Annotated in this window: 28 protein-coding genes; 11 read left to right on the forward strand and 17 right to left on the reverse strand. The window is 51.6% G+C overall.

Annotated features, from left to right (window positions below; translation table 11 throughout):
• Positions 1-60 precede the first annotated feature (60 nt).
• The 3 genes from cbrC to yieH all read right to left on the reverse strand — a co-directional run bounded on the left by cbrC (position 61) and on the right by yieH (position 1,896).
• On the reverse strand, positions 61-648 hold the full coding sequence (gene cbrC / locus ACJHX4_RS09170) for a PF03691 family colicin E2 tolerance protein CbrC (RefSeq protein WP_000193060.1): 588 nt from the start codon (positions 646-648) through the stop codon (positions 61-63).
• A gap of 48 nt (positions 649-696) precedes the next feature.
• Positions 697-1,164 (reverse strand): hypothetical protein, encoded by a 468-nt coding sequence (locus ACJHX4_RS09175; RefSeq protein WP_000116776.1) that lies wholly within the window; start codon positions 1,162-1,164, stop codon positions 697-699.
• Positions 1,165-1,230: 66 nt separating this feature from the next.
• On the reverse strand, positions 1,231-1,896 hold the full coding sequence (gene yieH / locus ACJHX4_RS09180; protein ID WP_000078061.1) for a 6-phosphogluconate phosphatase: 666 nt from the start codon (positions 1,894-1,896) through the stop codon (positions 1,231-1,233).
• A gap of 166 nt (positions 1,897-2,062) precedes the next feature.
• On the opposite strand from yieH, the gene adeP reads away from it, so the two are divergent.
• On the forward strand, positions 2,063-3,400 hold the full coding sequence (gene adeP, locus ACJHX4_RS09185) for an adenine permease AdeP (protein WP_001296582.1): 1,338 nt from the start codon (positions 2,063-2,065) through the stop codon (positions 3,398-3,400).
• Positions 3,401-3,452: 52 nt separating this feature from the next.
• Here the strand turns inward: adeP and yieF are convergent, their stop codons facing one another.
• The 13 genes from yieF to ACJHX4_RS09250 all read right to left on the reverse strand — a co-directional run bounded on the left by yieF (position 3,453) and on the right by ACJHX4_RS09250 (position 14,645).
• The gene (gene yieF, locus ACJHX4_RS09190; RefSeq protein ID WP_001291261.1) at positions 3,453-4,019 is read right to left on the reverse strand and encodes a class I chromate reductase YieF; all 567 of its coding nucleotides are present in this window, start codon (positions 4,017-4,019) and stop codon (positions 3,453-3,455) included.
• A 21-nt stretch (positions 4,020-4,040) separates the two neighbouring features.
• Entirely contained in the window at positions 4,041-4,790 is a 750-nt protein-coding gene (locus ACJHX4_RS09195; protein WP_001296581.1) for a 4'-phosphopantetheinyl transferase family protein, read from the reverse strand.
• Positions 4,791-4,946: 156 nt separating this feature from the next.
• Positions 4,947-5,906, reverse strand: coding sequence for an HTH-type transcriptional regulator YidZ (gene yidZ / locus ACJHX4_RS09200; RefSeq protein WP_001296580.1), 960 nt, complete (start codon positions 5,904-5,906; stop codon positions 4,947-4,949).
• Complete coding sequence (gene mdtL / locus ACJHX4_RS09205) at positions 5,881-7,056, reverse strand: multidrug efflux MFS transporter MdtL (protein WP_000085967.1); 1,176 nt, start codon at positions 7,054-7,056, stop codon at positions 5,881-5,883. The genes yidZ and mdtL overlap by 26 nt, the downstream gene beginning before the upstream one ends.
• Before the next feature lie 131 nt (positions 7,057-7,187).
• A complete protein-coding gene (gene tnaB / locus ACJHX4_RS09210; RefSeq protein ID WP_000132074.1) occupies positions 7,188-8,435 on the reverse strand; it encodes a low affinity tryptophan permease TnaB in 1,248 nt (415 codons plus the stop codon).
• Between the two features lie 91 nt (positions 8,436-8,526).
• Positions 8,527-9,942, reverse strand: coding sequence for a tryptophanase (gene tnaA / locus ACJHX4_RS09215; RefSeq protein ID WP_001296579.1), 1,416 nt, complete (start codon positions 9,940-9,942; stop codon positions 8,527-8,529).
• Between the two features lie 220 nt (positions 9,943-10,162).
• Entirely contained in the window at positions 10,163-10,237 is a 75-nt protein-coding gene (gene tnaC / locus ACJHX4_RS09220) for a tryptophanase leader peptide (protein ID WP_001364348.1), read from the reverse strand.
• 241 nt (positions 10,238-10,478) lie between these two features.
• Entirely contained in the window at positions 10,479-11,843 is a 1,365-nt protein-coding gene (gene mnmE / locus ACJHX4_RS09225; protein ID WP_001282361.1) for a tRNA uridine-5-carboxymethylaminomethyl(34) synthesis GTPase MnmE, read from the reverse strand.
• Between the two features lie 105 nt (positions 11,844-11,948).
• The gene (gene yidC / locus ACJHX4_RS09230; RefSeq protein ID WP_000378258.1) at positions 11,949-13,595 is read right to left on the reverse strand and encodes a membrane protein insertase YidC; all 1,647 of its coding nucleotides are present in this window, start codon (positions 13,593-13,595) and stop codon (positions 11,949-11,951) included.
• Positions 13,596-13,597: 2 nt separating this feature from the next.
• Positions 13,598-13,855: a membrane protein insertion efficiency factor YidD gene (yidD, locus tag ACJHX4_RS09235; RefSeq protein ID WP_001307474.1), complete on the reverse strand. Its 258-nt coding sequence runs from the start codon at positions 13,853-13,855 to the stop codon at positions 13,598-13,600.
• A complete protein-coding gene (rnpA, locus tag ACJHX4_RS09240; RefSeq protein WP_000239730.1) occupies positions 13,819-14,178 on the reverse strand; it encodes a ribonuclease P protein component in 360 nt (119 codons plus the stop codon). The genes yidD and rnpA overlap by 37 nt, the downstream gene beginning before the upstream one ends.
• Positions 14,179-14,194: 16 nt before the next feature.
• Positions 14,195-14,335: a 50S ribosomal protein L34 gene (gene rpmH / locus ACJHX4_RS09245; protein ID WP_000831330.1), complete on the reverse strand. Its 141-nt coding sequence runs from the start codon at positions 14,333-14,335 to the stop codon at positions 14,195-14,197.
• 229 nt (positions 14,336-14,564) lie between these two features.
• Positions 14,565-14,645 (reverse strand): hypothetical protein, encoded by an 81-nt coding sequence (locus ACJHX4_RS09250; protein ID WP_122984430.1) that lies wholly within the window; start codon positions 14,643-14,645, stop codon positions 14,565-14,567.
• 296 nt (positions 14,646-14,941) lie between these two features.
• Between ACJHX4_RS09250 and dnaA the strand changes: the two genes are divergently transcribed.
• The 6 genes from dnaA to yidA all read left to right on the forward strand — a co-directional run bounded on the left by dnaA (position 14,942) and on the right by yidA (position 22,434).
• Complete coding sequence (gene dnaA / locus ACJHX4_RS09255) at positions 14,942-16,345, forward strand: chromosomal replication initiator protein DnaA (RefSeq protein ID WP_000059111.1); 1,404 nt, start codon at positions 14,942-14,944, stop codon at positions 16,343-16,345.
• Positions 16,346-16,349: 4 nt separating this feature from the next.
• The gene (dnaN, locus tag ACJHX4_RS09260; protein ID WP_000673464.1) at positions 16,350-17,450 is read left to right on the forward strand and encodes a DNA polymerase III subunit beta; all 1,101 of its coding nucleotides are present in this window, start codon (positions 16,350-16,352) and stop codon (positions 17,448-17,450) included.
• Complete coding sequence (recF, locus tag ACJHX4_RS09265) at positions 17,450-18,523, forward strand: DNA replication/repair protein RecF (protein ID WP_000060112.1); 1,074 nt, start codon at positions 17,450-17,452, stop codon at positions 18,521-18,523. The genes dnaN and recF overlap by 1 nt, the downstream gene beginning before the upstream one ends.
• Positions 18,524-18,551: 28 nt before the next feature.
• Positions 18,552-20,966: a DNA topoisomerase (ATP-hydrolyzing) subunit B gene (gene gyrB, locus ACJHX4_RS09270; RefSeq protein ID WP_000072072.1), complete on the forward strand. Its 2,415-nt coding sequence runs from the start codon at positions 18,552-18,554 to the stop codon at positions 20,964-20,966.
• A 143-nt stretch (positions 20,967-21,109) separates the two neighbouring features.
• Positions 21,110-21,508: a YidB family protein gene (locus ACJHX4_RS09275; RefSeq protein WP_001296576.1), complete on the forward strand. Its 399-nt coding sequence runs from the start codon at positions 21,110-21,112 to the stop codon at positions 21,506-21,508.
• Positions 21,509-21,621: 113 nt separating this feature from the next.
• Positions 21,622-22,434, forward strand: a complete 813-nt coding sequence (gene yidA / locus ACJHX4_RS09280) for a sugar-phosphatase (RefSeq protein WP_000985549.1) — start codon at positions 21,622-21,624, stop codon at positions 22,432-22,434.
• A 43-nt stretch (positions 22,435-22,477) separates the two neighbouring features.
• Here yidA and ACJHX4_RS09285 read toward each other — a convergent pair whose 3' ends face one another.
• Positions 22,478-23,134: a hypothetical protein gene (locus ACJHX4_RS09285; RefSeq protein ID WP_001296575.1), complete on the reverse strand. Its 657-nt coding sequence runs from the start codon at positions 23,132-23,134 to the stop codon at positions 22,478-22,480.
• 278 nt (positions 23,135-23,412) lie between these two features.
• Here ACJHX4_RS09285 and dgoR point away from each other — a divergent pair, with 278 nt between their 5' ends.
• The 4 genes from dgoR to dgoD are packed head-to-tail and all read left to right on the forward strand — an operon-like array spanning position 23,413 to position 26,723.
• Positions 23,413-24,102: a D-galactonate utilization transcriptional regulator DgoR gene (gene dgoR / locus ACJHX4_RS09290; protein WP_000174305.1), complete on the forward strand. Its 690-nt coding sequence runs from the start codon at positions 23,413-23,415 to the stop codon at positions 24,100-24,102.
• Complete coding sequence (dgoK, locus tag ACJHX4_RS09295) at positions 24,099-24,977, forward strand: 2-dehydro-3-deoxygalactonokinase (protein WP_000127051.1); 879 nt, start codon at positions 24,099-24,101, stop codon at positions 24,975-24,977. The genes dgoR and dgoK overlap by 4 nt, the downstream gene beginning before the upstream one ends.
• Positions 24,961-25,578, forward strand: coding sequence for a 2-dehydro-3-deoxy-6-phosphogalactonate aldolase (dgoA, locus tag ACJHX4_RS09300; protein WP_001198715.1), 618 nt, complete (start codon positions 24,961-24,963; stop codon positions 25,576-25,578). Before dgoK ends, dgoA begins: the two co-directional genes overlap by 17 nt.
• The gene (gene dgoD, locus ACJHX4_RS09305; protein ID WP_000705012.1) at positions 25,575-26,723 is read left to right on the forward strand and encodes a galactonate dehydratase; all 1,149 of its coding nucleotides are present in this window, start codon (positions 25,575-25,577) and stop codon (positions 26,721-26,723) included. Before dgoA ends, dgoD begins: the two co-directional genes overlap by 4 nt.
• Positions 26,724-26,727: the final 4 nt, after the last annotated feature.

The raw sequence follows: 26,727 nt of genomic DNA on the forward strand, positions 1-26,727 counted from the left end.
GCTTAAAAATAAGGCCGGATGTGTGAATTACGCGCCGGCCTGTTCTCATCATATAAATAACTATGAAAAATCGCCCCACAGTCTCAGCTTGCCGCAGTGGAGACAGCGGAAGAGATAACCCTGACAATCACCACCCTTTTGCAGGCATTTAGCTAGATCAGAATTTCTAATACCGAAATTCTCACAATCTTCTTCAAGGTTGGCAAATTCATCGAGGCGATCTTTTATATCATTCCAGCCCACATAGCCGATAAAAGCACAGAAATCGCCACAATGCGCGAGCCAGAATTCCTGTTGCCATCCATGATAACCTGGCGTGCGTTCAACCAACTCTTTCAGCATTTCATCAGGATATGTGTTCTTAATACCGGCAAAATCGTCCTCTTCATCATACTCAAATTCAACACCTTCGATGCTGGCATCATCCTGAAAACTACCTGCAAACTTTTCAGCAGCAGAACCGTTCGCAATACACCACGGACAGAGATGTTCAACTTCATCAACGCAATAAAAGGGACCCGAGTAATAAACTGACGTCTGTTGTTCACAGCAATCGCACTCTACGGTTTTATCCTGTTCAAATGCGCCTGTTTCCAGTGGCTTGGGATGATATTTGAATAGGGGTAACGGCCTGATATTTTGAGTCATAGAAACATCCTGTCTGCTTTTGAGTAGCCAAAAGATAAAACATCCCGCTTAACTTAAAGAGTCTGTTTCAGGACATGAAATATCCAGTCCGGGTAGACGTGTAATGATTCTGCTCATCACCACACCTGCCAGCAATGCAGGAATGATGCGGACAACGAGACTGTCACCAGAAAGAATGTTTTCAAACAACACTGAGGAAGCCATGACCTTAATATGTATGATAACAGCGCAATAGATCTCGGTGATAACAACTCCACCTATGCCACCAGCCAGACAACGATAACGTTTCTGTGACCCGATCTTTTCCGGCAGACAGGCAACCATTACACCGGTTAACAACGCAGGAATAGCTCCCGTAGTTATCGACAATAAGAGAAAAATTGGATGTATTATCACCCAAAGAACCAGCGGTTCTTTTGCGAAGAATATGTAGAGGACAAGAAACAGAACACCAATTAACGGCCCTAAAACCGCAAAATACAGTCCGTGATGAATTACCCGACGTGAAACAGACATATCAAACTCCCTTTACTTACCTTTGCGTGCCAATTTAAGTGGAGTAAGTGAAGGGAGTGTGAATAACTATGCCGTAATATCCCAACCACGCGCCTTCCACAGTTCCGGTAATTGCGAAAGATGGGTAAAGGTGGTGACTTTCGGGTGAACGATCGGTTTATTGTGCGGGTCAGCGCAGAAGTAAAACACTTCCATTCCGGCATCTATCCCTGATTGCGCACCGGCACTGGAGTCATCGACCAGAATGCAGTTTTCAACGTTCACATTCATCGCTTTTGCCGCATGGAACATTAATGCCGGATCGGGCTTCCAACGCTGGATATCATAGCCGCTGAACAGTTTTTCCGGGAAGTAGTGCAGCATGTTGAGCTTACCAAGCGAATGCTGCATCTTGCTGACCGGGCCGTTAGAGACGACGCACATCGGCACTTTCACACTAGCCAGCAATTCGTTCGCTCCTGCAATCACCTCAAGCTCGCTATCAAACAGGCGCGCCACTTCCGCACGGTAAACGTGCTCGGCATCGGCCTGGATCATCGTCACGCCCTGTTCTTTACTGATGATGTTGATGATTTCGTAGAGTTTTACGCCTTTAAAACGGGTAAAAATCTCTTCCAGGTCAACGTGAATGCCAAATTCCCTGAACATCGTGACATAGGCGCGAGAGCAAATGACCTCGCTATCGACCAGCGTACCGTCGCAGTCGAAAAATACCGCTTCTATCTGGGACATGTCTTTCCTTTATCGTTAGTTTAACGTTTTCGTCATGCCAATTCGCATGACGCAATCGTTGCCGTATAAGCAAATACAATGAAAAAAAGTTATCTTCAGCCGTCCATATTGTCTCATTTTGGTATACGATAGCGACGGATTTTCCCTCCTTGTTCGGAAATAGATAATGAGTCAACAACACACAACCCAGGCTTCTGGCCAGGGGATGCTGGAACGCGTGTTTAAACTGCGCGAACATGGCACGACGGCACGGACCGAAGTGATCGCCGGTTTTACCACCTTCCTGACGATGGTTTACATCGTTTTTGTTAACCCGCAAATTCTTGGCGTTGCTGGCATGGATACCAGCGCCGTCTTCGTCACGACCTGTCTGATTGCTGCATTCGGCAGTATTATGATGGGGCTGTTTGCTAACCTGCCAGTTGCACTGGCACCGGCAATGGGCCTGAATGCGTTCTTCGCTTTTGTCGTTGTACAGGCGATGGGCTTGCCGTGGCAAGTCGGGATGGGCGCAATCTTCTGGGGCGCGATTGGTCTGCTGTTACTGACGATTTTCCGCGTTCGCTACTGGATGATAGCCAACATCCCGGTAAGTCTACGTGTGGGCATCACCAGTGGTATCGGTCTGTTTATTGGCATGATGGGGCTGAAAAACGCAGGTGTGATTGTCGCTAACCCGGAAACGCTGGTGAGCATCGGTAATCTGACTTCTCACAGCGTGCTGCTGGGGATCCTCGGCTTCTTCATCATCGCCATTCTGGCCTCGCGCAATATTCACGCGGCGGTGCTGGTTTCCATCGTGGTGACAACGCTGCTGGGCTGGATGCTGGGTGATGTCCACTATAATGGCATCGTTTCTGCGCCGCCGAGCGTAATGAGTGTCGTGGGTCATGTAGATTTAGCCGGGTCGTTTAACCTTGGGCTGGCAGGGGTGATTTTCTCTTTCATGCTGGTCAACTTGTTTGACTCCTCCGGTACGCTGATTGGCGTGACCGATAAAGCAGGTCTGGCTGATGAGAAAGGTAAATTCCCGCGCATGAAGCAGGCGCTGTATGTCGACAGTATCTCTTCGGTGACCGGTTCGTTTATCGGTACTTCTTCTGTTACGGCGTATATTGAATCTTCTTCCGGCGTTTCCGTTGGCGGTCGTACCGGTCTGACGGCAGTGGTTGTTGGTCTGCTGTTCCTGCTGGTTATCTTCCTGTCGCCGCTGGCGGGGATGGTGCCAGGCTACGCTGCAGCTGGTGCGCTGATTTACGTTGGCGTGTTGATGACCTCAAGTCTTGCTCGCGTGAACTGGCAGGATCTTACTGAATCTGTTCCGGCGTTTATTACCGCTGTGATGATGCCGTTCAGCTTCTCGATTACTGAAGGTATCGCGCTGGGCTTTATCTCCTACTGCGTGATGAAGATTGGTACCGGACGTCTGCGTGACCTTAGCCCGTGCGTAATCATCGTTGCGCTGCTGTTTATCCTGAAGATTGTCTTTATCGACGCTCACTAAAATCGATAGCGCGTTAAAAACCCGCCATGCATGATTGCTGGCGGGTTTTTATTTAGATCTTAACTCGCTGAATAAACTCACCAAATGCGGTCAATTGCCCGGTCAGGTGGTCCAGCGTACCCTGATCAATCACTTCCCCGGTTTGCGGATCAACTTTGTTCTGAATCACGCCGCCCATAAATTCTGGCTTGTTCATCACCATTGCATCGAGGAAAACCAGAATCTGGCGCAGGTGATACTGACAGCGCGCGCCGCCAATCACGCCCATTGAGCTGGTCTGAATCAATACCGGTTTACCAGCCAGCGGTTGATCCGGCAGGCGGGAAAGCCAGTCGATGGCATTTTTCAGCCCACCCGGTACCGAGTAGTTATATTCCGGCGTGACGATCACCACACCGTCAGCCTGACGGATCTGTTCCGCCAGAGCTTCAACCGTTGCTGGAAAACCGTCTTCCTGCTGTACGTCAGCGTCATACAGGGGAATGTCGGCAATGGAAGGCAACGCATTGACTTCCATACTCGCCGGAGCAATTTTCGGCAGGGTACGTGCAACCATGCCATTAAATGAGCCTTTGCGCAGGCTCCCCAGTAACGTAACCACCTGCAATTTTTCAGACATGATGACTCCTGTGGTTGTCTATCAATTTGGCGAAAAAGCCTTCACGGTAGAGAGCTGGGCAAAACGCATCATCCGGCTGGTAGGATTGTTGGCGCGGCTGTGAATATCGGGCAGGCTTTTCCAGCCGTGTTTGCCATCTAACTCCCAGACACTGAGCTTTTCAATCGTGGGCGTGACCGCCACGGACCACACCAGCACGTCCTCCGCGTCGCATAACGCTTCTACATGATTTACATGAGCACATTTCAGGCGTCCGGCAATGGGCAGTAGTTGCAGATCGCGCGGATCGTCATTCAAAACATCACCGGTTAGTTTTAGCACGCTCCGGCGCAGCGTGATGAGCTGCGCCCGCGCTTCGTTAGGATCGTTTTGTTTACTGATCCATAGCGATTCATTGCTGGAAAAGGTGTGGTTATCGGGCGCGTGTGGGCTATGAAACCCGCGTGTCGCACGCTGTAGTTCCATATCGAGGCCACATTCACCTTCGGTTGTTAACGCCACGCCGACCATATTCCCGGCATAGGAAATAGAAAACGAAGGCAAATTTTTATCGCTGAAAACCGGTTTTCCTTTCGGCAGGGTGACGATTTCCGGCAATTCGCCAATGCCATACAGCATGAACATCAGTTCTGCGAGTAAACCTCTGGACGCCAGAAAACGGCTTTGACGATGAGGGGGAATGTTTCGGGCTTCTTGATGACACTGGGAGGGGAGACGAACAGAAATCAGATGTCCTTCCGTTAAAATCCCTCGGGCAAAGTGAGTCGCCATTTTTCGCTCCATGCTTAATGGTCCATTATGAATACAAGAGTAATCATTTACTGGAATGATGGACAGACTAAAGCGGCTAAAAGTTCGATTCAGATAAATTTATTACAACTTTTTTACATTTCATTGTGAAATTGGGTCGCGTTTCATACGATTCGGTTATGCCATCGACGCGTAAAGATTTTTAATGGTTTCCCGTAACCAGACGATCTTCGGATTACGGCTGTTCCGTTTATGCCACAGAAGGGTAAAAGGGACTTCCAGCTTTTTTTGCTGGCTTTCATCAAACGGGAGAGGAAGAGCAACCAACGGCAGTTGGTGGAGTTGATTGTAGTACTGGCAGTAGCGCGGCGCGGTCGCCAGTAGCAGATTGTCGGGCTGTGCTGCCATAAACAGTGACTGCTCGAATTCCGGCAGGCTCATAGCAATCGTGCGTTCGCGCCCCAGCTCCTGTAACACATTGTCCAGCGCCCAGGTATCGCTCTGTTCCCAGCAAATGCTGATATGCGGATAACGTAAAAAGGTGTCCAGATTCCATGCTTCATGCAGTGCCGGATGATCTTTGCGTAACCAGACGCAGGGCACATCACTAAACAGCACTTCATAATCAATGGATAACGGTAGCGAGCTTAACAGCTCCCGCGAACGGGGATGACTTTCGCGACCGGAAAAACCAATATCCACTTCACCACGAGTAATGGCATCTAAGGAATCGTAATCCCAGTTACGTAATTTGATGGTCGCCTGCGGGTATCGTTGGTAGATCCGTTTCGACAGCGCATTAAGCATGATCATCATCAGCGGCGATTCCGCCGCCAGTTCGAACTTAAGACCGCGCGGCGTTTCGTGGAGTGGTTTGTCCAGCAACTGATTGCTCATTTGCATCCACTCCGCCAGATTTTGCTCCATGCTGACCATTAGCGGTGTGGGCGACAGCCCCAGCGGTGAGTTCACAAAGAGCGGGTCGTCAAACCACGCTCTTAACTTTGCCAGCGACTTACTCACCGACGAAGGGGTCACGTTCATCCGCTTCGCCGCTTTGGTCACGCTGCGCTCCTGCATCAGCAGTTGCAGACAGAGCAGCAGATTGAGATCAAGCGTTGTGATGGATTTCTTCATGAGCGGCAACCGGGCGTCCAGGCGCGACGAACATAATCAGCAACAGGCTCACTATGCTACAGGCAATCAGAATCCCGATCAGCATATTCCATGCACCGATACCAACCACCGCCGCCAGCCAAATCCACAGTGACGAACCGCAAACTTGCGCAATACCTAAGGTCGAGCTGGCTACGCCCGCGCGTAATGAAAACGGCCCCAACGCCTGACTCATCGCTACGCCAAAACCTACCGAGAAACCGGCGCAAATCAGCGTGATACCAAACAGCGAAACCGCATGGGAAGGTGAAACGGCAAGGGTGATCCCCGCCGCCAGGAATAACACCTGTGAGGTGATCATCAACGTACGTGGCTTAAAAATTCCCAGCGCAAACGGCGTGGAGAATGAAACGGTCATGCTGACGCCAGCGGTCAACGCCATAATGGTGGCGTATTCTCCGCGCTCAAAACCCATGATTTCCATCAGCAATACTGGCGACGTGTTGACGAAGGTGAGGATCACCGAAACGCTGAGGGTGGTGATAACAACACGGCTGAGGAAAAACCGGTTAAGCAGTGACTCGCTATTTTCTCGTGGTTTGTCCGAAGCTGCGGGGGCCGCAGGGCGCGTTTCTTTTAAAATAAACAAAGACAACATCAGTACCGCGATGCCCATCGTTGCCATCGTCCAGAACAGACTCTGCCAAGGGAATTTAAGCATAATCAGGTGTCCGAGCACCGGCGCTAACACCGGAATGATGCAGGTAATGCCGTTGAGTAACGACAGCACTTTAGCCCGACGTCGATCATCCAGCGTGTCGCGCAAAATGGCGAACGCCACTACGTAACAACAGCCCGCGCCCAGTCCCTGTAGAAATCGCCCTGCAAGAAATAACGCGCTGGTTTCAGCCAGTGAACAGAACACCGAGGCGATAATAAATAGCGCCGCGCCGGGTATGGCGACAGGCTTTCTCCCTGAACGATCGGCCACTTTACCGGCAAATAACATCGCAGCCGCCATCCCCGCCAGATAAACGGAGAACGCAATATGCAACTGCGCTTCGCTGGCATTGAGATCGGCGGCGATGCGCGGTAAACCAACGAGGTACATATCAATCCCTGCGGGATAAAGTAAAACCAGGGCAAAACTACAAATCAAAAAGCGGGACATGGGCTAAAGCGTCCTGATAGTAAGGTGACGCAAAGCATACGTGGTGAAGGATAATCAGGCGAGTTGCCATTTGGACAAAAGAGATTTCCTGACAGGCAAGAAGCCAGCGAATGGCTGGCTTCCTGAAAGATTTAGCCAAATTTAGGTAACACGTTAAAGACGTTACCGAACCAGCATAAAATTACGGTTATGCCAAAGAGAATGACAATCGCCGGAATAAGATTGCCGCCCCAGACCGTGAACATCTGATTGGGAAACTTCTTGCGGGCTTTGATTGCCAGTACAGCAGGAATTATTACCGCCCAGATGGTGGCGCACAGTCCGGCACCGCCGATCCCGTAAATAAAGCCGTTCGGGAAGATCAGATACAACAACGCGGGTGGCAGGAAGGTTAACAGCACGGTTTTGAAACGCCCGGCGTGGGAGTTATCAATCTTAAACAGATCCGCCAGATAATCGAACAATCCCAGCGTGACACCAAAAAACGAGCTGGCAACAGCTAAGTTAGAGAACACCAGCAGGCAAAATTCGATAATGCCGTGCTGTTTGGTGCCGAGGAACGATTTCACCAGCGAATCAACGTTGCCGCCTGAGGAGATTATCGCCTTAAAGCTTTCTCGCGGGATATTCCCCATCGTGCAATAGAGCCAGAAGAGATAAATCACCAGCGCCAGCAGCGAACCGAAGACCACGCTTTTGATGAGCTTATCTTTGCGTTTGCCATAGCAAATAATCAGGCTGGGAATATTGCCGTGGAAACCAAATGACGCCAGACACACCGGCAAAGCCATAAAGATATACGGGAAGTAAGACGTCCCCGCAGTGGTGCTGGTGGAATCGCGCAGAATGGAGTAATCGACCTGGAAGAAGAAAGAACCAAAAACAATTACAAAGGAGATAATCTTCAGCCCAAGGAACAATGAGGTAATACGACTGGCGGCTAATGAACTTATCCACAATACGCTGGCAACGAAAATGGCAGTGCAGATCCCGACAATACGTGGATTAGCGTGATAGCCCAAATTCATTGATATCGTTTCACTAATGATCGCACCATTAGCAGAGATATAGGCATAAGTGAGGATATAGAGAACGAAGGCAACGGTAATACCGCTGATTATGTTCCAGGTGTTACCGATTAAATCTTTGGTGATGGTGTTAAAACTGGAACCGACGGGATAATTTAAGTTTGCTTCTAATAATAATAGCCCTGAATGTAACATTGAAAACCAGGCGATAATAAGAATAAAAGCGCCCCAAAAAAACCAGGCTCCGGCAAGGTCAACAGGTAAAGCAAACATCCCACCGCCAATTACTGTACCGGCTATAACCATAACACCCCAAAATGCAGAGTGTTTTTTTTCTGATTGATCAGTCATGATGCCACCTTTAGAGGAAGGCTATTTTTGTTATTGAGGATGTAGGGTAATAGAGTGGCTAACATCCTTATAGCCACTCTGAGTGTTTTAATTAAACTTCTTTCAGTTTTGCGGTGAAGTGACGCAATACTTTCGGTTCGTAGGTAAAGGTTAACCCTTTAATATTCGCCGCGTTCTCTTTCACATGTTTAAAGGCTTCAATAATGAAGTCCATATGTGTTTGAGTATATGTTGCGCGCGGAATGGTTAAACGCAGCAGTTCAGCCGGGCATGGCAGTTGTTTACCGGTTTTCGGATCGCGGCCTAACAGGAAAGAGCCAATTTCTACCGCACGGATACCGGCGACTTTATACAGCTCGCAGGCCAGCGCCTGTGCCGGGAACTGATCTGCCGGGATATGCGGCAACAGTTTACCTGCATCAACGAATGCCGCGTGACCGCCCGCCTGCTGACAGACAACGCCAATCTCTTCCAGACCATCGACCAGATACTGCACCTGCGCGATACGATAAGCCAGCCAGTCCAGATTCATGCCGTCATACAGACCTACCGCCAGACGCTCCATAGCGCCGCCTTCCAGGCCGCCATATGTCGGGAAGCCTTCCTGCACCACGCAAAGGGTTCTGCATTCGGTATACACATCAAAGAAGCTGTTGTCTTTCATGCACAGCAGGCCGCCCATCGGCACCATCGCATCTTTCTTGGCGGACATCGCCAGCATATCGGCATATTTGTAGGTTTCGCGGGTGATCTGCTCGATGGTCCAGTCTTTGTATTCTGCTTCACGCTGCTTGATGAAATAGGCGTTTTCGGCAAAGCGTGCGGAGTCCATGACCACCGGAATATCGTATTTCTTCGCGATGCTGTACATCGCTTTTAAGTTTGCCAGTGAAACCGGCTGACCACCTGCGGAGTTACTGGTGATGGTTGCAACAATATACGGCACGTTATTCGGGCCAACTTCTTCAATACCGCGTTCTAATCCCTCAAGGTCAAAGTTGCCTTTAAAGTCGTAACGCACGCCAGTATCGAAGGCTTCTTTGATATAGACGTTACGCACGGTACAGCCGTTAATCTGGCTATGGCCCTGCGTGGTATCAAAGAAATAGTTAGAGAACGCCACCATTTTGCTGCGATCCAGGCCTTTTTCCTGCTCGCGTTTTTTAATCAGTACCGGAATATAGATTTGCTCTGCACCACGGCCCTGGTGAGTCGGAATAGTGTATTGATAACCAAAGATATTTTTCACTGACTCGGCTAACGCGTAGTAGCTGCGGCTGCCGCTGTAGGCTTCGTCGCCACGCATCATCGCGGCCTGCATACTCTGCGTCACCGCCCCGGTGCCGCTGTCGGTCAGTAAATCGATAAACACATCTTCGCTATCCAGCAGGAACGGGTTCATACCGGATTTAATAATTGCCTCTTCACGATAAGCGCGAGTGGTACGTTTTACTGGCTCAATAACACGAATGCGGAACGGTTCAGGGAGATGTTTAAAGTTTTCCATTACATAATCCTTCATTTATTTTAATTACAGTGATCCCTGTGAATATTACATTTGCAATATCCATTAATTCGCCAGATATATATGCAAGCACCATCATTTACTAAAACAAGTAAATAAACGAGAGATGGCCTTTGTAAAAGGCAAAATTAAGATATAGCAAACTAATCGATCACATTGAATCTAATCGGTTTGGCTCTGGTGATGGCTACAGAAGGGCAAATCAAGGGCGGTGATCGACAATCTTGTTGTCAATATTAAACCATTTTGAGGTCACACATATATGTAAGATATTCATAATGCACTTATCCTCGAAAGACACGAGGCTACAGTATAATACTCAAGAAATTTGTCTATTCTGAAATTGTTTAAATGTGAATCGAATCACAATCGTTCGGGACGCAATATTAAATATCTATTTTAAAGATTATAAATTACGTAAGAATTTTAATGTTTAAAAAAGGGTTGAGGAATAACAGGAGTGCTAACAATGAAGCGAAGCCGCATCTGACAGTCAGAATGCGGCTTCGCAAGCGCGGTTACTTACCGATACAGAAGCTGGAGAAAATCCGCCCCAGTAGGTCGTCTGAAGTAAACTCCCCGGTGATCTCGCTTAAGTTCTGCTGCGCCAGGCGCAACTCTTCCGCCAGCAGTTCACCCGCCCAGGCACCTAACAGTTGCGCTTTACCTTGCTGCAAATGCTCTGCCGCCTGTTCCAGCGCCTGTAGGTGACGACGACGCGCCAGGAAGCCGCCTTCCATATTAGTGTCAAAGCCCATGCTCTGTTTGAGATGGTTACGCAGCACATCCACGCCTTCGCCAGTCCGCGCCGAAAGACGAATTAACGCGTGACCGTTCACTTCGCTCATCCCCAACGTTTCGCCGGTGATATCGGCTTTATTGCGCACCACGGTGATCGGCAGTTTCGCTGGCAGACGGGCGATAAATTCCGGCCAGATCTCTGCCGGATCAACGGCGTCTGTCGTGGTGCCATCGACCATAAACAGCACGCGGTCTGCCTGTTCAATTTCCTGCCATGCGCGCTCGATACCAATACGTTCAACTTCGTCACTGGCTTCACGTAGCCCGGCGGTATCGATGATATGCAACGGCATTCCGTCAATGTGGATATGCTCACGCAGCACGTCACGCGTGGTTCCGGCGATATCGGTTACGATTGCTGCTTCACGGCCCGCCAGCGCGTTCAGCAGGCTCGATTTACCGGCGTTAGGACGTCCGGCAATCACCACTTTCATCCCTTCGCGCAACAAACTACCCTGACGAGCTTCGGCGCGTACCGCGTCGAGATCGGCAATTACGTCATTGAGCTGGGCTTCAATTTTGCCGTCGGAGAGGAAATCGATCTCTTCATCCGGGAAATCAATTGCCGCTTCGACGTAAATGCGCAAGTGGGTGAGGGCTTCCACCAGATGGTTGACCCGTGCGGAGAACGCGCCTTGCAGCGAGTTTAGCGCCGAACGGGCCGCCTGTTCCGAGCTGGCGTCGATAAGATCCGCAATCGCCTCGGCCTGGGCTAAGTCGAGTTTATCGTTCAGAAATGCGCGTTCGGAAAACTCACCAGGGCGGGCAATCCGCAGGCCGGGAATGGTCAGAATGCGTTTTAACAGCAGGTCGAGGATCACCGGACCGCCATGACCTTGCAGTTCCAGCACATCTTCGCCGGTGAACGAGTTCGGGCCAGGGAACCATAGCGCAATCCCCTGATCGAGCACGCTGCCATCGGCGTCTTTAAACGGAAGATAATCGGCGTAGCGTGGCTTAGGCAGTTTACCCAGCACGGTTTCGGCAACTTCACGGGCTTTGAGGCCGGAGATGCGCAGGATGCCAACGCCGCCACGTCCCGGAGGCGTGGCCTGGGCTACGATAGTGTCATTATCGCTCATGATGTTCCTGTTGCTTTGTGTGGCGGATGTGTGGTGCTTATCCGCCCTACGAAAAGAAAAAAGGCGGTCAACTGACCGCCCTTATTTTAGCGAAAACTCACCGAATCAGGATTTTTTCTTCTCGCGGCTATGCAAGCCACGTTTTTCCAGACCACGGTAAATCAGCTGCTGCTGAATAATGGTTACCAGGTTGCTGACGATATAGTACAGCACCAGACCTGACGGGAACCACAGGAAGAACACAGTGAAGATGACCGGCATAAAGGTCATGATCTTCTGCTGCATCGGGTCGGTCACAGTGGTCGGCGACATCTTCTGAATGAAGAACATCGTTACGCCCATCAGGATCGGCAGGATGTAGTACGGGTCCTGTGCAGACAGGTCGTGGATCCACAGTGCAAACGGTGCCTGACGTAGTTCAACGGAACCCATCAGCATGTAGTACAACGCCAGGAAGATTGGCATCTGGATCAGCAGCGGGAAGCAGCCGCCCAGCGGGTTAACCTTCTCAGCTTTGTACAGCGCCATCATTTCCTGGCTTATGCGCTGTTTGTCATCGCCCAGACGCTCACGCATTGCCTGAATCTTCGGCTGCAGCATACGCATCTTCGCCATGGAGGTGTACTGCGCTTTGGTCAGCGGGTACATGATGCCACGAACGATAAAGGTGATGATGATAATGGAGAAGCCCCAGTTACCCACAAAGCTATGGATCCATTTCAGCAGTTTGAACAGTGGCTGAGAGATGAACCACAACCAACCGTAATCAACGGTCAGATCCAGGTGCGGAGCAACAGCTGCCATTTTGTCCTGAATTTCCGGGCCAACCCACAGGGTGCTGTTCATCGCGCCAGTCTGACCAGGCTGAACCAGTACCGGCTGAGATTTATAGCCGATAGCGGCGATGCCGTTACCCAGATTAGCGGTGTAGAAGTTGTTGGTACCGTCGTTATGCGGGATCCACGCCGTCGCGAAATACTGTTGCAGCATTGCCACCCAACCACCTTTCGAAGAGATGTTCAGGTTTTCGTTATCGGCAATGGTATCGAATTTGTATTTCTCGTACTTCTCGTCAGGCGTGGAGTACGCCGCACCACGGAAGGTGTGCAGTGCGAAGTTGCTGCTTCCGGTATCGAGATGCGGTGGCAGAGTGATGGATTGCTTCAACTGACCAAAGGTGGAGATTTCCAGCGGTTTCTCGCCAGCGTTCTGCACGTTGTAGTTGACGTTGACAGCGTAATCACCACGTTTCAGGACAAACGTTTTGGTAAACGTGTTGCCTGCCGCGTCGGTATACGTCATCGGCACCTGCAGTTCGTTTTGACCTTCAGCCAGCACATAAGCGTCTTTTTCAACGTTATATAGCGGACGCGGGCCGTTAGCCGGGTTATCCGGGCCATCACGACCGGTCAGACCGCTCTGTGCCTGATAAATAAACTGCGGTGAAGTTTCCAGCAGCTGGAACGGCTGGGTAGAGTTCAGCTCTTTCGGGTAAGCCGGCAGCAGGGCCTGCTCAACATCACCACCACGGGTGTTGATGGTCAGATCAAGCACGTCGGTCTTAACCGAGATCAGTTTCCCCTGGCCACTGGCCGGTACGCCCTGGTCGGCGGCGCTACCCGCTGCGGTGGTCGTTGTCTGCGTGGTCTGTTGGGCCTGAGGTTGCGGGTTTTTATCCTGCTCCCAGGCTTGCCAGATCATGAAAGACACGAACAGCAAAGCGATGACTAAAAGATTGCGTTGCGAATCCATCGTTAGTGTTCTCTGGTATCAAATGGTCCGGGCGGGACGGGATCGTCACCACCAGGGTGTAAAGGGTGGCATTTTAATACGCGTTTCACCGTCAACCAACTGCCTTTTATCACTCCAAACCTGCGCAATGCCTCAATTCCGTAGCTTGAACAGGTTGGAGTGAAACGACAATGCGGCCCGAGTAGCGGACTAATCAGGCGTTGATAGACCCGAATGAGGGCTATCAGGACCCGCGAGCCAGGCGACAGTGGCGGCGCCATAATTTTTCCAACGCTTCCGAGAGAGCACGGTTATCGAGGTCGGCAACCCCTTTTTTCGCCACCACCACGAAATCCATAGCCGGGAGTTCATGTTGGCGCAGACGGAAGCTTTCACGCGTCAGACGTTTAATCCGATTGCGTTCATGGGCGCGTCGAACGTTTTTCTTGGCGACTGTAAGACCGATACGGGGATGCCCCAGCGAATTCAGGCGGCCGAGAATAGTAATTTGCGGCGTGCCAGCCCGTTGTGGCTGCTGGAAGACGAATGTGAATTGACTGGGAGTTAACAAGCGTAACTCCCTGGGAAATGCGAGCTTAACCACTCAGGGGTTAGCTTTATTACTTAGAAACGGTCAGACGAGCGCGGCCTTTAGCACGACGACGTGCCAGAACCTGACGACCATTTTTAGTAGCCATACGAGCACGGAAGCCGTGAGAACGGTTGCGCTTCAGTACAGACGGTTGAAAAGTGCGTTTCATGGCGATTTCTACCTAAACTTGAATAAATTCAATGGCTTTATTGGATATCCGCCGAAAAATGAAACGATGGACACCGAAGCCATGGGTGATTAAAGAGGCCGGATTGTAATAATTGTACACTCCGGAGTCAATTCTCTTTCCTTATTTACCGCGCTTTTCCGCACCTTTTCGCGGGGAAAACGTACGGCCTCACACCAGTGAAAACCAGCATGGCGCGCCGGGTGGAGGATTATACGGGCTGACGGGTAAAGCGCAAGGATCGTCCTGGATCTTTATTAGATCGATTAAGCCATTTTTTGTCTATGGTCATTAAATTTTCCAATATGCGGCGTAAATCGTGACCGGCCTGCGGCAGGATCGTTTACACTTAGCGAGTTCTGGATCATCCTGTGGATAAATCGGGAAAATCTGTGAGAAACAGAAGATCTCTTGCGCAGTTTAGGCTATGATCCGCGGTCCCGATCGTTTTGCAGGATCTTGATCGGGCATATAACCGCAGACAGCGGTTCGTGCGTCACCCTCATGCAGGGTCTTTTCGACGTACGTCAACAATCATGAATGTTTCAGCCTTAGTCATTATCGACTTTTGTTCGAGTGGAGTCCGCCGTGTCACTTTCGCTTTGGCAGCAGTGTCTTGCCCGATTGCAGGATGAGTTACCAGCCACAGAATTCAGTATGTGGATACGCCCATTGCAGGCGGAACTGAGCGATAACACGCTGGCCCTGTACGCGCCAAACCGTTTTGTCCTCGATTGGGTACGGGACAAGTACCTTAATAATATCAATGGACTGCTAACCAGTTTCTGCGGAGCGGATGCCCCACAGCTGCGTTTTGAAGTCGGCACCAAACCGGTGACGCAAACGCCACAAGCGGCAGTGACGAGCAACGTCGCGGCCCCTGCACAGGTGGCGCAAACGCAGCCGCAACGTGCTGCGCCTTCTACGCGCTCGGGTTGGGATAACGTCCCGGCTCCGGCAGAACCGACCTATCGTTCTAACGTAAACGTCAAACACACGTTTGATAACTTCGTTGAAGGTAAATCTAACCAACTGGCGCGCGCGGCGGCTCGCCAGGTGGCAGATAACCCTGGCGGTGCTTATAACCCGTTGTTCCTTTATGGCGGCACGGGTTTGGGTAAAACTCACCTGCTGCATGCGGTGGGTAACGGCATTATGGCGCGCAAGCCGAATGCCAAAGTGGTTTATATGCACTCCGAGCGCTTTGTTCAGGACATGGTTAAAGCCCTGCAAAACAACGCGATCGAAGAGTTTAAACGCTACTACCGTTCCGTAGATGCACTGCTGATCGACGATATTCAGTTTTTTGCTAATAAAGAACGATCTCAGGAAGAGTTTTTCCACACCTTCAACGCCCTGCTGGAAGGTAATCAACAGATCATTCTCACCTCCGATCGCTATCCGAAAGAGATCAACGGCGTTGAGGATCGTTTGAAATCCCGCTTCGGCTGGGGACTGACTGTGGCGATCGAACCGCCAGAGCTGGAAACCCGCGTGGCGATCCTGATGAAAAAGGCCGACGAAAACGACATTCGTTTGCCGGGCGAAGTGGCGTTCTTTATCGCCAAGCGTCTACGATCTAACGTACGTGAGTTGGAAGGCGCGCTGAACCGCGTCATTGCCAACGCCAACTTTACCGGACGGGCGATCACCATCGACTTCGTGCGTGAGGCGCTGCGCGACTTGCTGGCATTGCAGGAAAAACTGGTCACCATCGACAATATTCAGAAGACGGTGGCGGAGTACTACAAGATCAAAGTCGCGGATCTCCTTTCCAAGCGTCGATCCCGCTCGGTGGCCCGTCCGCGCCAGATGGCGATGGCGCTGGCGAAAGAGCTGACTAACCACAGTCTGCCGGAGATTGGCGATGCCTTTGGTGGTCGTGACCACACGACGGTGCTTCATGCCTGCCGGAAGATCGAGCAGTTGCGTGAAGAGAGCCACGATATCAAAGAAGATTTTTCTAATTTAATCAGAACATTGTCATCGTAAACCTATGAAATTTACCGTAGAACGTGAGCATTTATTAAAACCGCTACAACAGGTGAGCGGTCCGTTAGGTGGTCGTCCTACGCTACCGATTCTCGGTAATCTGCTGTTACAGGTTGCTGACGGTACGTTGTCGCTGACCGGTACTGATCTCGAGATGGAAATGGTGGCACGCGTTGCGCTGGTTCAGCCGCACGAACCAGGGGCGACGACCGTTCCGGCGCGCAAATTCTTTGATATCTGCCGTGGTCTGCCTGAAGGCGCGGAAATTGCCGTGCAGCTGGAAGGTGAGCGGATGCTGGTGCGCTCCGGGCGTAGCCGTTTTTCGCTGTCTACCCTGCCAGCGGCAGATTTCCCGAACCTCGATGACTGGCAGAGCGAAGTCGAATTTACCCTGCCGCAGGCGACGATGAAGCGTCTGATTGAAGCGACCCAGTTTTCTATGGCACATCAGGACGTTCGCTATTACTTAAACGGTATGCTGTTTGAAACCGAAGGTGAAGAACTGCGCACCGTGGCGACCGACGGCCACCGTCTGGCAGTCTGTTCAATGCCAATTGGTCAATCTTTGCCAAGCCATTCGGTGATCGTGCCGCGTAAAGGCGTAATTGAACTGATGCGTATGCTCGACGGCGGCGACAATCCGCTGCGCGTGCAGATTGGCAGCAACAACATTCGCGCCCACGTTGGCGACTTTATCTTCACCTCGAAACTGGTGGATGGTCGCTTCCCGGATTACCGTCGCGTTCTGCCGAAGAACCCGGACAAGCATCTGGAAGCTGGCTGTGATCTGCTCAAGCAGGCGTTTGCCCGTGCGGCAATTCTCTCTAACGAGAAATTCCGCGGCGTGCGTCTGTATGTCAGCGAAAACCAGCTGAAAATCACCGCCAACAACCCAGAACAGGAAGAAGCGGAAGAGATCCTCGACGTTACCTATAGCGGTGCGGAGATGGAAATCGGCTTCAACGTCAGCTATGTGCTGGATGTTCTGAACGCACTGAAATGCGAAAACGTCCGCATGATGCTGACCGATTCGGTTTCCAGCGTGCAGATTGAAGATGCGGCCAGCCAGAGCGCGGCTTATGTTGTCATGCCAATGAGACTGTAATGTCCCTCACCCGCTTGTTGATCCGCGATTTCCGCAACATTGAAACCGCGGATCTCGCCTTATCTCCCGGCTTTAACTTTCTGGTAGGTGCCAACGGCAGTGGCAAAACCAGCGTGCTGGAAGCCATCTATACGCTCGGCCACGGTCGGGCGTTTCGCAGTTTGCAGATTGGTCGCGTCATTCGCCACGAGCAGGAGGCGTTTGTTCTCCACGGACGATTACAGGGCGAAGAGCGTGAGACGGCGATTGGTTTAACCAAAGACAAACAAGGCGACAGCAAAGTCCGTATTGACGGTACAGACGGGCATAAAGTCGCGGAGCTGGCGCACCTGATGCCAATGCAGCTGATAACGCCAGAAGGGTTTACTTTACTCAATGGCGGCCCCAAATACAGAAGAGCATTCCTCGACTGGGGATGCTTTCACAACGAACCCGGATTTTTCACCGCCTGGAGCAATCTCAAGCGATTGCTCAAGCAGCGCAATGCGGCGCTGCGCCAGGTGACTCGTTACGAACAGCTACGCCCGTGGGATAAAGAACTGATCCCGCTGGCGGAGCAAATCAGCACCTGGCGCGCGGAGTATAGCGCCGGTATCGCAGCCGATATGGCTGATACCTGTAAGCAATTTCTCCCTGAGTTTTCTCTGACTTTCTCTTTCCAGCGCGGCTGGGAGAAAGAGACAGAGTACGCTGAGGTGCTGGAACGTAATTTTGAACGCGATCGCCAGTTAACCTACACCGCGCACGGCCCGCATAAAGCGGACTTACGCATTCGCGCCGACGGTGCGCCGGTGGAAGATACCTTATCGCGTGGACAGCTTAAGCTGTTGATGTGCGCCTTACGTCTGGCGCAAGGAGAGTTCCTCACCCGTGAAAGCGGGCGGCGGTGTCTCTACCTGATAGATGATTTTGCCTCTGAGCTTGATGATGAGCGTCGCGGGCTGCTTGCCAGCCGCTTAAAAGCGACGCAATCACAGGTCTTTGTCAGCGCGATCAGTGCTGAACACGTAATAGACATGTCGGACGAAAATTCGAAGATGTTTACCGTGGAAAAGGGTAAAATAACGGATTAACCCAAGAATAAATGAGCGAGAAACGTTGATGTCGAATTCTTATGACTCCTCCAGTATCAAAGTCCTGAAAGGGCTGGATGCGGTGCGTAAGCGCCCGGGTATGTATATCGGCGACACGGATGACGGCACCGGTCTGCACCACATGGTATTCGAGGTGGTAGATAACGCTATCGACGAAGCGCTCGCGGGTCACTGTAAAGAAATTATCGTCACCATTCACGCCGATAACTCTGTCTCTGTACAGGATGACGGGCGCGGCATTCCGACCGGTATTCACCCGGAAGAGGGCGTATCGGCGGCGGAAGTGATCATGACCGTTCTGCACGCAGGCGGTAAATTTGACGATAACTCCTATAAAGTGTCCGGCGGTCTGCACGGCGTTGGTGTTTCGGTAGTAAACGCCCTGTCGCAAAAACTGGAGCTGGTTATCCAGCGCGAGGGTAAAATTCACCGTCAGATCTACGAACACGGTGTACCGCAGGCCCCGCTGGCGGTTACCGGCGAGACTGAAAAAACCGGCACCATGGTGCGTTTCTGGCCAAGCCTTGAAACCTTCACCAATGTGACCGAGTTCGAATATGAAATTCTGGCGAAACGTCTGCGTGAGTTGTCGTTCCTCAACTCCGGCGTTTCCATTCGTCTGCGCGATAAGCGCGACGGCAAAGAAGACCACTTCCACTATGAAGGCGGCATCAAGGCGTTCGTTGAATATCTGAACAAGAACAAAACGCCGATCCACCCGAATATCTTCTACTTTTCCACCGAAAAAGACGGTATTGGCGTCGAAGTGGCGTTGCAGTGGAACGATGGCTTCCAGGAAAACATCTACTGCTTTACCAACAACATTCCGCAGCGTGACGGCGGTACTCACCTGGCAGGTTTCCGTGCGGCGATGACCCGTACTCTGAACGCCTACATGGACAAAGAAGGCTACAGCAAAAAAGCCAAAGTCAGCGCCACCGGTGACGATGCGCGTGAAGGCCTGATTGCGGTCGTTTCCGTGAAAGTGCCGGACCCGAAATTCTCCTCACAGACCAAAGACAAACTGGTTTCTTCTGAGGTGAAATCGGCGGTTGAACAGCAGATGAACGAACTGCTGGCGGAATACCTGCTGGAAAACCCAACCGACGCGAAAATCGTGGTTGGCAAAATTATCGATGCTGCCCGTGCCCGTGAAGCGGCGCGTCGCGCGCGTGAAATGACTCGCCGTAAAGGTGCGCTCGACTTAGCGGGCCTGCCGGGCAAACTGGCAGACTGCCAGGAACGCGACCCAGCGCTTTCCGAACTATACCTAGTGGAAGGGGACTCCGCGGGCGGCTCTGCGAAGCAGGGGCGTAACCGCAAGAACCAGGCGATTCTGCCGCTGAAGGGTAAAATCCTCAACGTCGAGAAAGCGCGCTTCGATAAGATGCTCTCTTCTCAGGAAGTGGCGACGCTTATCACCGCGCTTGGTTGTGGTATCGGTCGTGACGAGTACAACCCGGACAAACTGCGTTATCACAGCATCATCATCATGACCGATGCGGACGTCGACGGCTCGCACATTCGTACGCTGCTGTTGACCTTCTTCTATCGTCAGATGCCGGAAATCGTTGAACGTGGTCACGTCTACATCGCTCAGCCGCCGCTGTACAAAGTGAAGAAAGGTAAGCAGGAACAGTACATTAAAGACGACGAAGCGATGGATCAGTACCAGATCTCTATCGCGCTGGATGGCGCAACGCTGCACACCAACGCCAGTGCACCGGCGCTGGCTGGCGAAGCGTTAGAGAAACTGGTGTCTGAGTACAACGCGACGCAGAAAATGATCAACCGCATGGAGCGTCGTTATCCGAAAGCAATGCTGAAAGAGCTTATCTATCAGCCGACGCTGACGGAAACCGACCTTTCTGACGAGCAAACCGTTACCCGCTGGGTGAACGCGCTGGTCAGCGAACTGAACGATAAAGAACAGCACGGCAGCCAGTGGAAGTTTGATGTCCATACCAATGCCGAACAAAACCTGTTCGAGCCGATTGTTCGCGTGCGTACCCACGGTGTGGATACTGACTATCCGCTGGATCACGAATTTATCACTGGCGGCGAATATCGTCGTATCTGCACGCTGGGTGAGAAACTGCGTGGCTTGCTGGAAGAAGATGCATTTATCGAACGTGGCGAACGTCGTCAGCCGGTAGCCAGCTTCGAGCAGGCGCTGGACTGGCTGGTGAAAGAGTCCCGTCGCGGCCTCTCCATCCAGCGTTATAAAGGTCTGGGCGAGATGAACCCGGAACAGCTGTGGGAAACCACCATGGACCCGGAAAGCCGTCGTATGCTGCGCGTTACCGTTAAAGATGCGATTGCTGCCGACCAGTTGTTCACTACGCTTATGGGCGACGCCGTTGAACCGCGCCGTGCGTTTATCGAAGAGAACGCTCTGAAAGCGGCGAATATCGATATTTAATGGCTTTTTGTTGCTGATAAAATGACTTAGTCGTCAGTCCGGGCGGAGATCATCTCCGCCCTTTTTATTCCTGCAATCCGCAATTATCATCCCGCAGATCTATACTTTTTGGGTCAACACGTAACGCTTTACAGGTGATTATCATGGGGCTTTTTGATGAAGTTGTCGGTGCCTTTCTGAAAGGCGATGCGGGGAAATATCAGGCGATTTTGAGCTGGGTTGAGGAGCAGGGCGGCATTCAGGTGCTGCTGGAAAAACTGCAAAGTGGCGGCTTAGGGGCCATTCTCTCAACCTGGCTGAGTAATCAACAGAGCAATCAATCAGTTAGCGGCGAGCAAGTGGAATCGGCGCTCGGCACAAATGCGGTGTCCGATCTCGGGCAAAAACTTGGCGTGGATACCAGTACAGCTTCCAGTTTACTGGCAGAACAATTGCCGAAGATTATTGATGCACTCTCACCGCAAGGTGAAGTGTCACCACAAGCCAATAACGATCTGCTTTCCGCAGGTATGGAACTGCTGAAAGGGAAACTCTTCCGCTAAGCAAATGGGGAGCACGCAATGCGCGTTGCATCCCCTTTTCCCTCGGGTGTTGTACTGATTTTTGAGCGGAATCGCGTTAGCATGGGTCAGGAACCAATCTACCTGGGGAACTCATGGCTATCAAACTCATTGCTATCGATATGGATGGCACCCTTCTGCTGCCCGATCACACCATTTCACCCGCCGTTAAAAATGCGATTGCCGCAGCTCGCGCCCGTGGCGTGAATGTCGTGCTAACGACGGGTCGCCCTTATGCAGGTGTTCACAATTACCTGAAAGAGCTGCATATGGAACAGCCGGGCGACTACTGCATTACTTATAACGGCGCGCTGGTACAGAAGGCCGCTGATGGTAGCACCGTGGCGCAAACCGCTCTCAGCTATGACGACTACCGTTTCCTGGAAAAACTCTCTCGCGAAGTCGGTTCTCATTTCCACGCCCTGGACCGCACCACGCTGTACACCGCCAACCGAGATATCAGCTACTACACGGTGCATGAATCTTTCGTTGCCACCATTCCGCTGGTGTTCTGCGAAGCGGAGAAAATGGACCCCAATACCCAGTTCCTGAAAGTGATGATGATTGATGAACCCGCCATCCTCGACCAGGCCATTGCGCGTATTCCGCAGGAAGTGAAAGAAAAATACACCGTGCTGAAAAGTGCGCCGTACTTCCTCGAAATCCTCGATAAACGCGTTAACAAAGGTACGGGTGTGAAATCACTGGCCGACGTGTTAGGTATTAAACCGGAAGAAATCATGGCGATTGGCGATCAGGAAAACGACATCGCAATGATTGAATATGCAGGCGTCGGTGTGGCGATGGATAACGCTATTCCTTCGGTGAAAGAAGTGGCGAACTTTGTCACCAAATCTAACCTTGAAGATGGCGTGGCATTTGCTATTGAGAAGTATGTGCTGAATTAATCAGTGAACGGGCAAACGGCATGAATGCGTTTGCCCGCAGCGATTAACAATTTCTGGTCGTGCATAAAATCAGGAACTGGAGTGGTGACGTTACTATATCCAGCGTAAGAGTGACTGGCAGCAGCGCATTAACGAGGCCGCGCGGGACGCCATCTGTTGCTTTGTACTCATAAAATCCCACCGTAAAGGGTTGATGGAAAACCATCACGTTTGAGTAATCCGCTTTTTTATTTTTCTGGTGGATTGAGCCTTTCAAACCGTCCAGCATCCATGTACAACGCCGGGTATCACAAATAAAACCATATTGTGTTGCCAGTGCCTTATCTTCTTCGTTGTTCCAGTCGTAATAGAGCGTAATAGCACCAGAGAAATTCTTATTACTGCTGCTTAAAATAAATTTCGCGTTATCAGAAACGGTGATTCTTTCACCATGGATTGCCGGATCGTTCAGCATGTTAACCACCTCATCGCCGCCGGTGGTCAATAGATAGTCCAACGATTCACCAACAAAAACATAACCTTTCGTACCGTTACTGTCTTCAGCCAGCGATAAACCCTTAATCGTGTCTGACCGCCATTGCTCGGCATGTGGACGGCTTGCAGTATTGGAAACCAATCCCCAGGTGATACATCCGGTCAACGCAAATGCCAAAGAACACAAACCGGCAGCCTTAAAAAATCCTTTAAAATTCAATTTCATGATTAATCCTTTAAACAAGAGTGCTAAGCCGTTGAAAGCATACTCTTCTTTCCCTCCTGTTTAGCGCCTGATCTCCCTTTTCAGATTTTTGCCCGACGTAGAACATTTTCTTATGGATTGTTCTTTTTGTGATCTAAATTGTAGTACAACAATATAAATTTGTACTACATTATGCGCACAGCAAACGCGAACGTCATCACGCTGGTACTACAAAATTGCCGCGTTATGCATCGATCGGGGTAAAGTAGAGAAGAACATACAGAGCACAAGGACTCTCCATGACTCTCAATAAAACCGATCGCATCGTTATTACGCTGGGTAAACAGATCGTTCACGGCAAATACGTGCCAGGCTCGCCGCTTCCGGCTGAGGCAGAACTCTGTGAGGAGTTTGCAACCTCGCGCAACATCATCCGTGAGGTATTTCGTTCGCTGATGGCGAAGCGGCTGATTGAAATGAAACGTTATCGCGGGGCGTTTGTGGCTCCGCGTAACCAGTGGAATTACCTCGACACTGACGTACTGCAATGGGTGCTGGAAAACGACTATGACCCACGGCTTATCAGTGCAATGAGCGAAGTGCGAAACCTGGTAGAGCCGGCTATTGCCCGTTGGGCAGCAGAGCGCGCGACCTCCAGCGATCTGGCGCAGATTGAATCGGCGCTGAACGAGATGATTGCTAACAATCAGGACCGCGAAGCGTTTAACGAAGCGGATATTCGCTACCACGAGGCGGTGCTGCAGTCGGTGCATAACCCGGTGTTACAACAACTGAGCATTGCGATCAGTTCGCTGCAGCGGGCGGTTTTTGAACGAACCTGGATGGGCGATGAGGCCAACATGCCGCAAACGCTCCAGGAACATAAGGCGCTGTTCGATGCGATAAGGCATCAGGACGGCGATGCGGCAGAGCAGGCGGCGCTTACCATGATCGCCAGCTCGACACGAAGGTTAAAGGAAATCACATGACAGCTCGCTACATCGCAATTGACTGGGGATCGACCAATCTGCGCGCCTGGCTTTATCAGGGCGACCACTGCCTGGACAGCAGGCAATCAGAAGCAGGCGTCACGCGCCTGAATGGAAAATCTCCGGCTGCGGTGTTAGCAGAAGTGACGACCGACTGGCGTGAAGAGAATACGCCAGTGGTAATGGCAGGAATGGTCGGCAGCAATGTCGGCTGGAAAGTTGCGCCGTATTTATCCATTCCTGCCCGTTTTTCGTCTATTGGCGAACAATTAACGTCTGTTGGCGACAATATCTGGATTATTCCCGGATTATGCGTCTCTCATGACGATAACCACAATGTGATGCGTGGCGAAGAAACACAATTGATCGGCGCGCGCACTCTCGCTCCTTCCTCTCTTTATGTCATGCCCGGTACGCATTGCAAATGGGTGCAGGCCGATAGCCAGCAAATTAACGATTTTCGCACCGTGATGACCGGTGAATTACATCATTTACTGTTAAATCACTCATTGATTGGCGCAGGTTTGCCGCCGCAGGAAAACGCTGTCGATGCTTTCGCGGCTGGTCTTGAGCGTGGCCTTAATGCGCCCGCCGTATTGCCACAGCTTTTTGAAGTTCGCGCCTCGCATGTGCTGGGAACACTTCCCCGCGAACAGGTCAGCGAATTTCTCTCTGGTTTGTTGATTGGCGCAGAGGTCGCCAGTATGCGCGACTATGTGGCCCATCAACAAGTCATCACCCTTGTCGCCGGAACATCGCTGACCGCGCGCTACCAGCAAGCCTTTCAGGCGATGGGTTGTGACGTGACGGCGGTGGCGGGCGACACGGCATTTCAGGCTGGTATAAGGAACATCGCTCATGCAGTGGCAAACTAAACTCCCGCTGATCGCCATTTTGCGCGGCATTACGCCCGACGAGGCGCTGGCGCATGTTGGCGCGGTGATTGACGCCGGGTTCGACGCGGTTGAAATCCCGCTGAATTCTCCACAATGGGAGCAGAGCATTCCCGCCATCGTTGATGCGTATGGCGACAAGGCGTTGATTGGCGCAGGTACGGTACTGAAACCTGAACAGGTCGATGCGCTCGCCAGAATGGGCTGTCAGCTCATCGTTACGCCCAATATCCATAGTGAAGTGATCCGCCGTGCGGTGGGCTACGGCATGACCGTCTGCCCCGGCTGCGCGACGGCGACCGAAGCCTTTACCGCGCTCGACGCGGGTGCGCAGGCACTGAAAATATTTCCGTCATCGGCTTTTGGTCCGCAATACATCAAAGCATTAAAAGCGGTATTACCACCGAACATCGCGGTCTTTGCCGTTGGCGGTGTGACGCCAGAAAACCTGGCGCAGTGGATAGATGCAGGCTGTGCCGGAGCGGGCTTAGGTAGCGATCTCTATCGCGCCGGGCAGTCCGTAGAACGGACTGCGCAGCAGGCAGCAGCATTTGTTAAGGCGTATCGAGAGGCAGTGCAATGAAAATCACCAAAATTACCACGTATCGTTTACCTCCCCGCTGGATGTTCCTGAAAATTGAAACCGATGAAGGCGTGGTCGGTTGGGGCGAGCCCGTGATTGAAGGTCGCGCTCGCACGGTGGAAGCGGCAGTCCACGAGCTGAGTGACTATTTGATTGGTCAGGACCCGTCACGCATCAACGACTTATGGCAAGTGATGTATCGCGCCGGATTTTATCGTGGCGGTCCGATTCTGATGAGTGCCATCGCCGGGATCGACCAGGCTTTATGGGATATCAAAGGCAAAGTGCTGAATGCGCCGGTCTGGCAACTGATGGGCGGCCTGGTTCGCGACAAAATTAAAGCCTACAGTTGGGTCGGCGGCGATCGTCCGGCGGATGTTATCGACGGCATTAAAACGCTACGCGAAATCGGCTTCGATACCTTCAAACTGAACGGTTGTGAAGAACTGGGGCTAATTGATAACTCCCGCGCGGTAGATGCGGCAGTCAACACCGTGGCACAAATTCGTGAAGCTTTTGGCAATCAGATTGAGTTTGGTCTGGACTTCCATGGTCGCGTCAGCGCGCCGATGGCGAAAGTGCTGATTAAAGAGCTGGAACCGTATCGTCCGCTGTTTATTGAAGAGCCGGTGCTGGCGGAACAGGCCGAATACTACCCGAAACTGGCGGCACAAACGCATATTCCACTGGCGGCGGGTGAGCGCATGTTCTCACGCTTCGATTTTAAACGTGTGCTGGAGGCAGGCGGTATTTCGATTCTGCAACCGGATCTCTCCCACGCAGGCGGTATTACCGAATGCTACAAAATTGCCGGAATGGCAGAAGCCTATGACGTGACCCTTGCGCCGCACTGTCCGCTCGGACCGATTGCACTGGCGGCTTGCCTGCATATCGACTTTGTTTCCTATAACGCCGTCCTTCAGGAACAAAGTATGGGCATTCATTACAACAAAGGCGCGGAGTTACTCGACTTTGTGAAAAACAAAGAGGACTTCAGCATGGTCGGCGGTTTCTTTAAACCATTAACGAAACCGGGCTTAGGCGTGGAAATCGACGAAGCTAAAGTTATTGAGTTCAGTAAAAATGCCCCGGACTGGCGTAATCCGCTCTGGCGTCATGAAGATAACAGCGTAGCAGAGTGGTAATTCC

This window comes from Escherichia sp. WS2035 (genome assembly GCF_046487065.1).
GTDB lineage: Bacteria > Pseudomonadota > Gammaproteobacteria > Enterobacterales > Enterobacteriaceae > Escherichia > Escherichia coli.

Coding starts and splice junctions, on each gene's coding strand:
- yidD (WP_001307474.1), bottom strand. CDS start 13,855: ATGGCGCCGCCACTGTCGCCTGGCTCGCGGGTCCTGATAGCCCTCATT.
- mdtL (WP_000085967.1), bottom strand. CDS start 7,056: ATGTCCCGCTTTTTGATTTGTAGTTTTGCCCTGGTTTTACTTTATCCC.
- gyrB (WP_000072072.1), top strand. CDS start 18,552: ATGTCGAATTCTTATGACTCCTCCAGTATCAAAGTCCTGAAAGGGCTG.
- dgoK (WP_000127051.1), top strand. CDS start 24,099: ATGACAGCTCGCTACATCGCAATTGACTGGGGATCGACCAATCTGCGC.
- recF (WP_000060112.1), top strand. CDS start 17,450: ATGTCCCTCACCCGCTTGTTGATCCGCGATTTCCGCAACATTGAAACC.
- cbrC (WP_000193060.1), bottom strand. CDS start 648: ATGACTCAAAATATCAGGCCGTTACCCCTATTCAAATATCATCCCAAG.
- dgoA (WP_001198715.1), top strand. CDS start 24,961: ATGCAGTGGCAAACTAAACTCCCGCTGATCGCCATTTTGCGCGGCATT.
- yieH (WP_000078061.1), bottom strand. CDS start 1,896: ATGTCCCAGATAGAAGCGGTATTTTTCGACTGCGACGGTACGCTGGTC.
- yieF (WP_001291261.1), bottom strand. CDS start 4,019: ATGTCTGAAAAATTGCAGGTGGTTACGTTACTGGGGAGCCTGCGCAAA.
- dnaN (WP_000673464.1), top strand. CDS start 16,350: ATGAAATTTACCGTAGAACGTGAGCATTTATTAAAACCGCTACAACAG.
- adeP (WP_001296582.1), top strand. CDS start 2,063: ATGAGTCAACAACACACAACCCAGGCTTCTGGCCAGGGGATGCTGGAA.
- tnaA (WP_001296579.1), bottom strand. CDS start 9,942: ATGGAAAACTTTAAACATCTCCCTGAACCGTTCCGCATTCGTGTTATT.
- mnmE (WP_001282361.1), bottom strand. CDS start 11,843: ATGAGCGATAATGACACTATCGTAGCCCAGGCCACGCCTCCGGGACGT.
- dgoR (WP_000174305.1), top strand. CDS start 23,413: ATGACTCTCAATAAAACCGATCGCATCGTTATTACGCTGGGTAAACAG.
- yidC (WP_000378258.1), bottom strand. CDS start 13,595: ATGGATTCGCAACGCAATCTTTTAGTCATCGCTTTGCTGTTCGTGTCT.
- yidA (WP_000985549.1), top strand. CDS start 21,622: ATGGCTATCAAACTCATTGCTATCGATATGGATGGCACCCTTCTGCTG.
- ACJHX4_RS09250 (WP_122984430.1), bottom strand. CDS start 14,645: ATGACCATAGACAAAAAATGGCTTAATCGATCTAATAAAGATCCAGGA.
- rpmH (WP_000831330.1), bottom strand. CDS start 14,335: ATGAAACGCACTTTTCAACCGTCTGTACTGAAGCGCAACCGTTCTCAC.
- ACJHX4_RS09175 (WP_000116776.1), bottom strand. CDS start 1,164: ATGTCTGTTTCACGTCGGGTAATTCATCACGGACTGTATTTTGCGGTT.
- dgoD (WP_000705012.1), top strand. CDS start 25,575: ATGAAAATCACCAAAATTACCACGTATCGTTTACCTCCCCGCTGGATG.
- ACJHX4_RS09275 (WP_001296576.1), top strand. CDS start 21,110: ATGGGGCTTTTTGATGAAGTTGTCGGTGCCTTTCTGAAAGGCGATGCG.
- tnaB (WP_000132074.1), bottom strand. CDS start 8,435: ATGACTGATCAATCAGAAAAAAAACACTCTGCATTTTGGGGTGTTATG.
- yidZ (WP_001296580.1), bottom strand. CDS start 5,906: ATGAAGAAATCCATCACAACGCTTGATCTCAATCTGCTGCTCTGTCTG.
- ACJHX4_RS09195 (WP_001296581.1), bottom strand. CDS start 4,790: ATGGCGACTCACTTTGCCCGAGGGATTTTAACGGAAGGACATCTGATT.
- ACJHX4_RS09285 (WP_001296575.1), bottom strand. CDS start 23,134: ATGAAATTGAATTTTAAAGGATTTTTTAAGGCTGCCGGTTTGTGTTCT.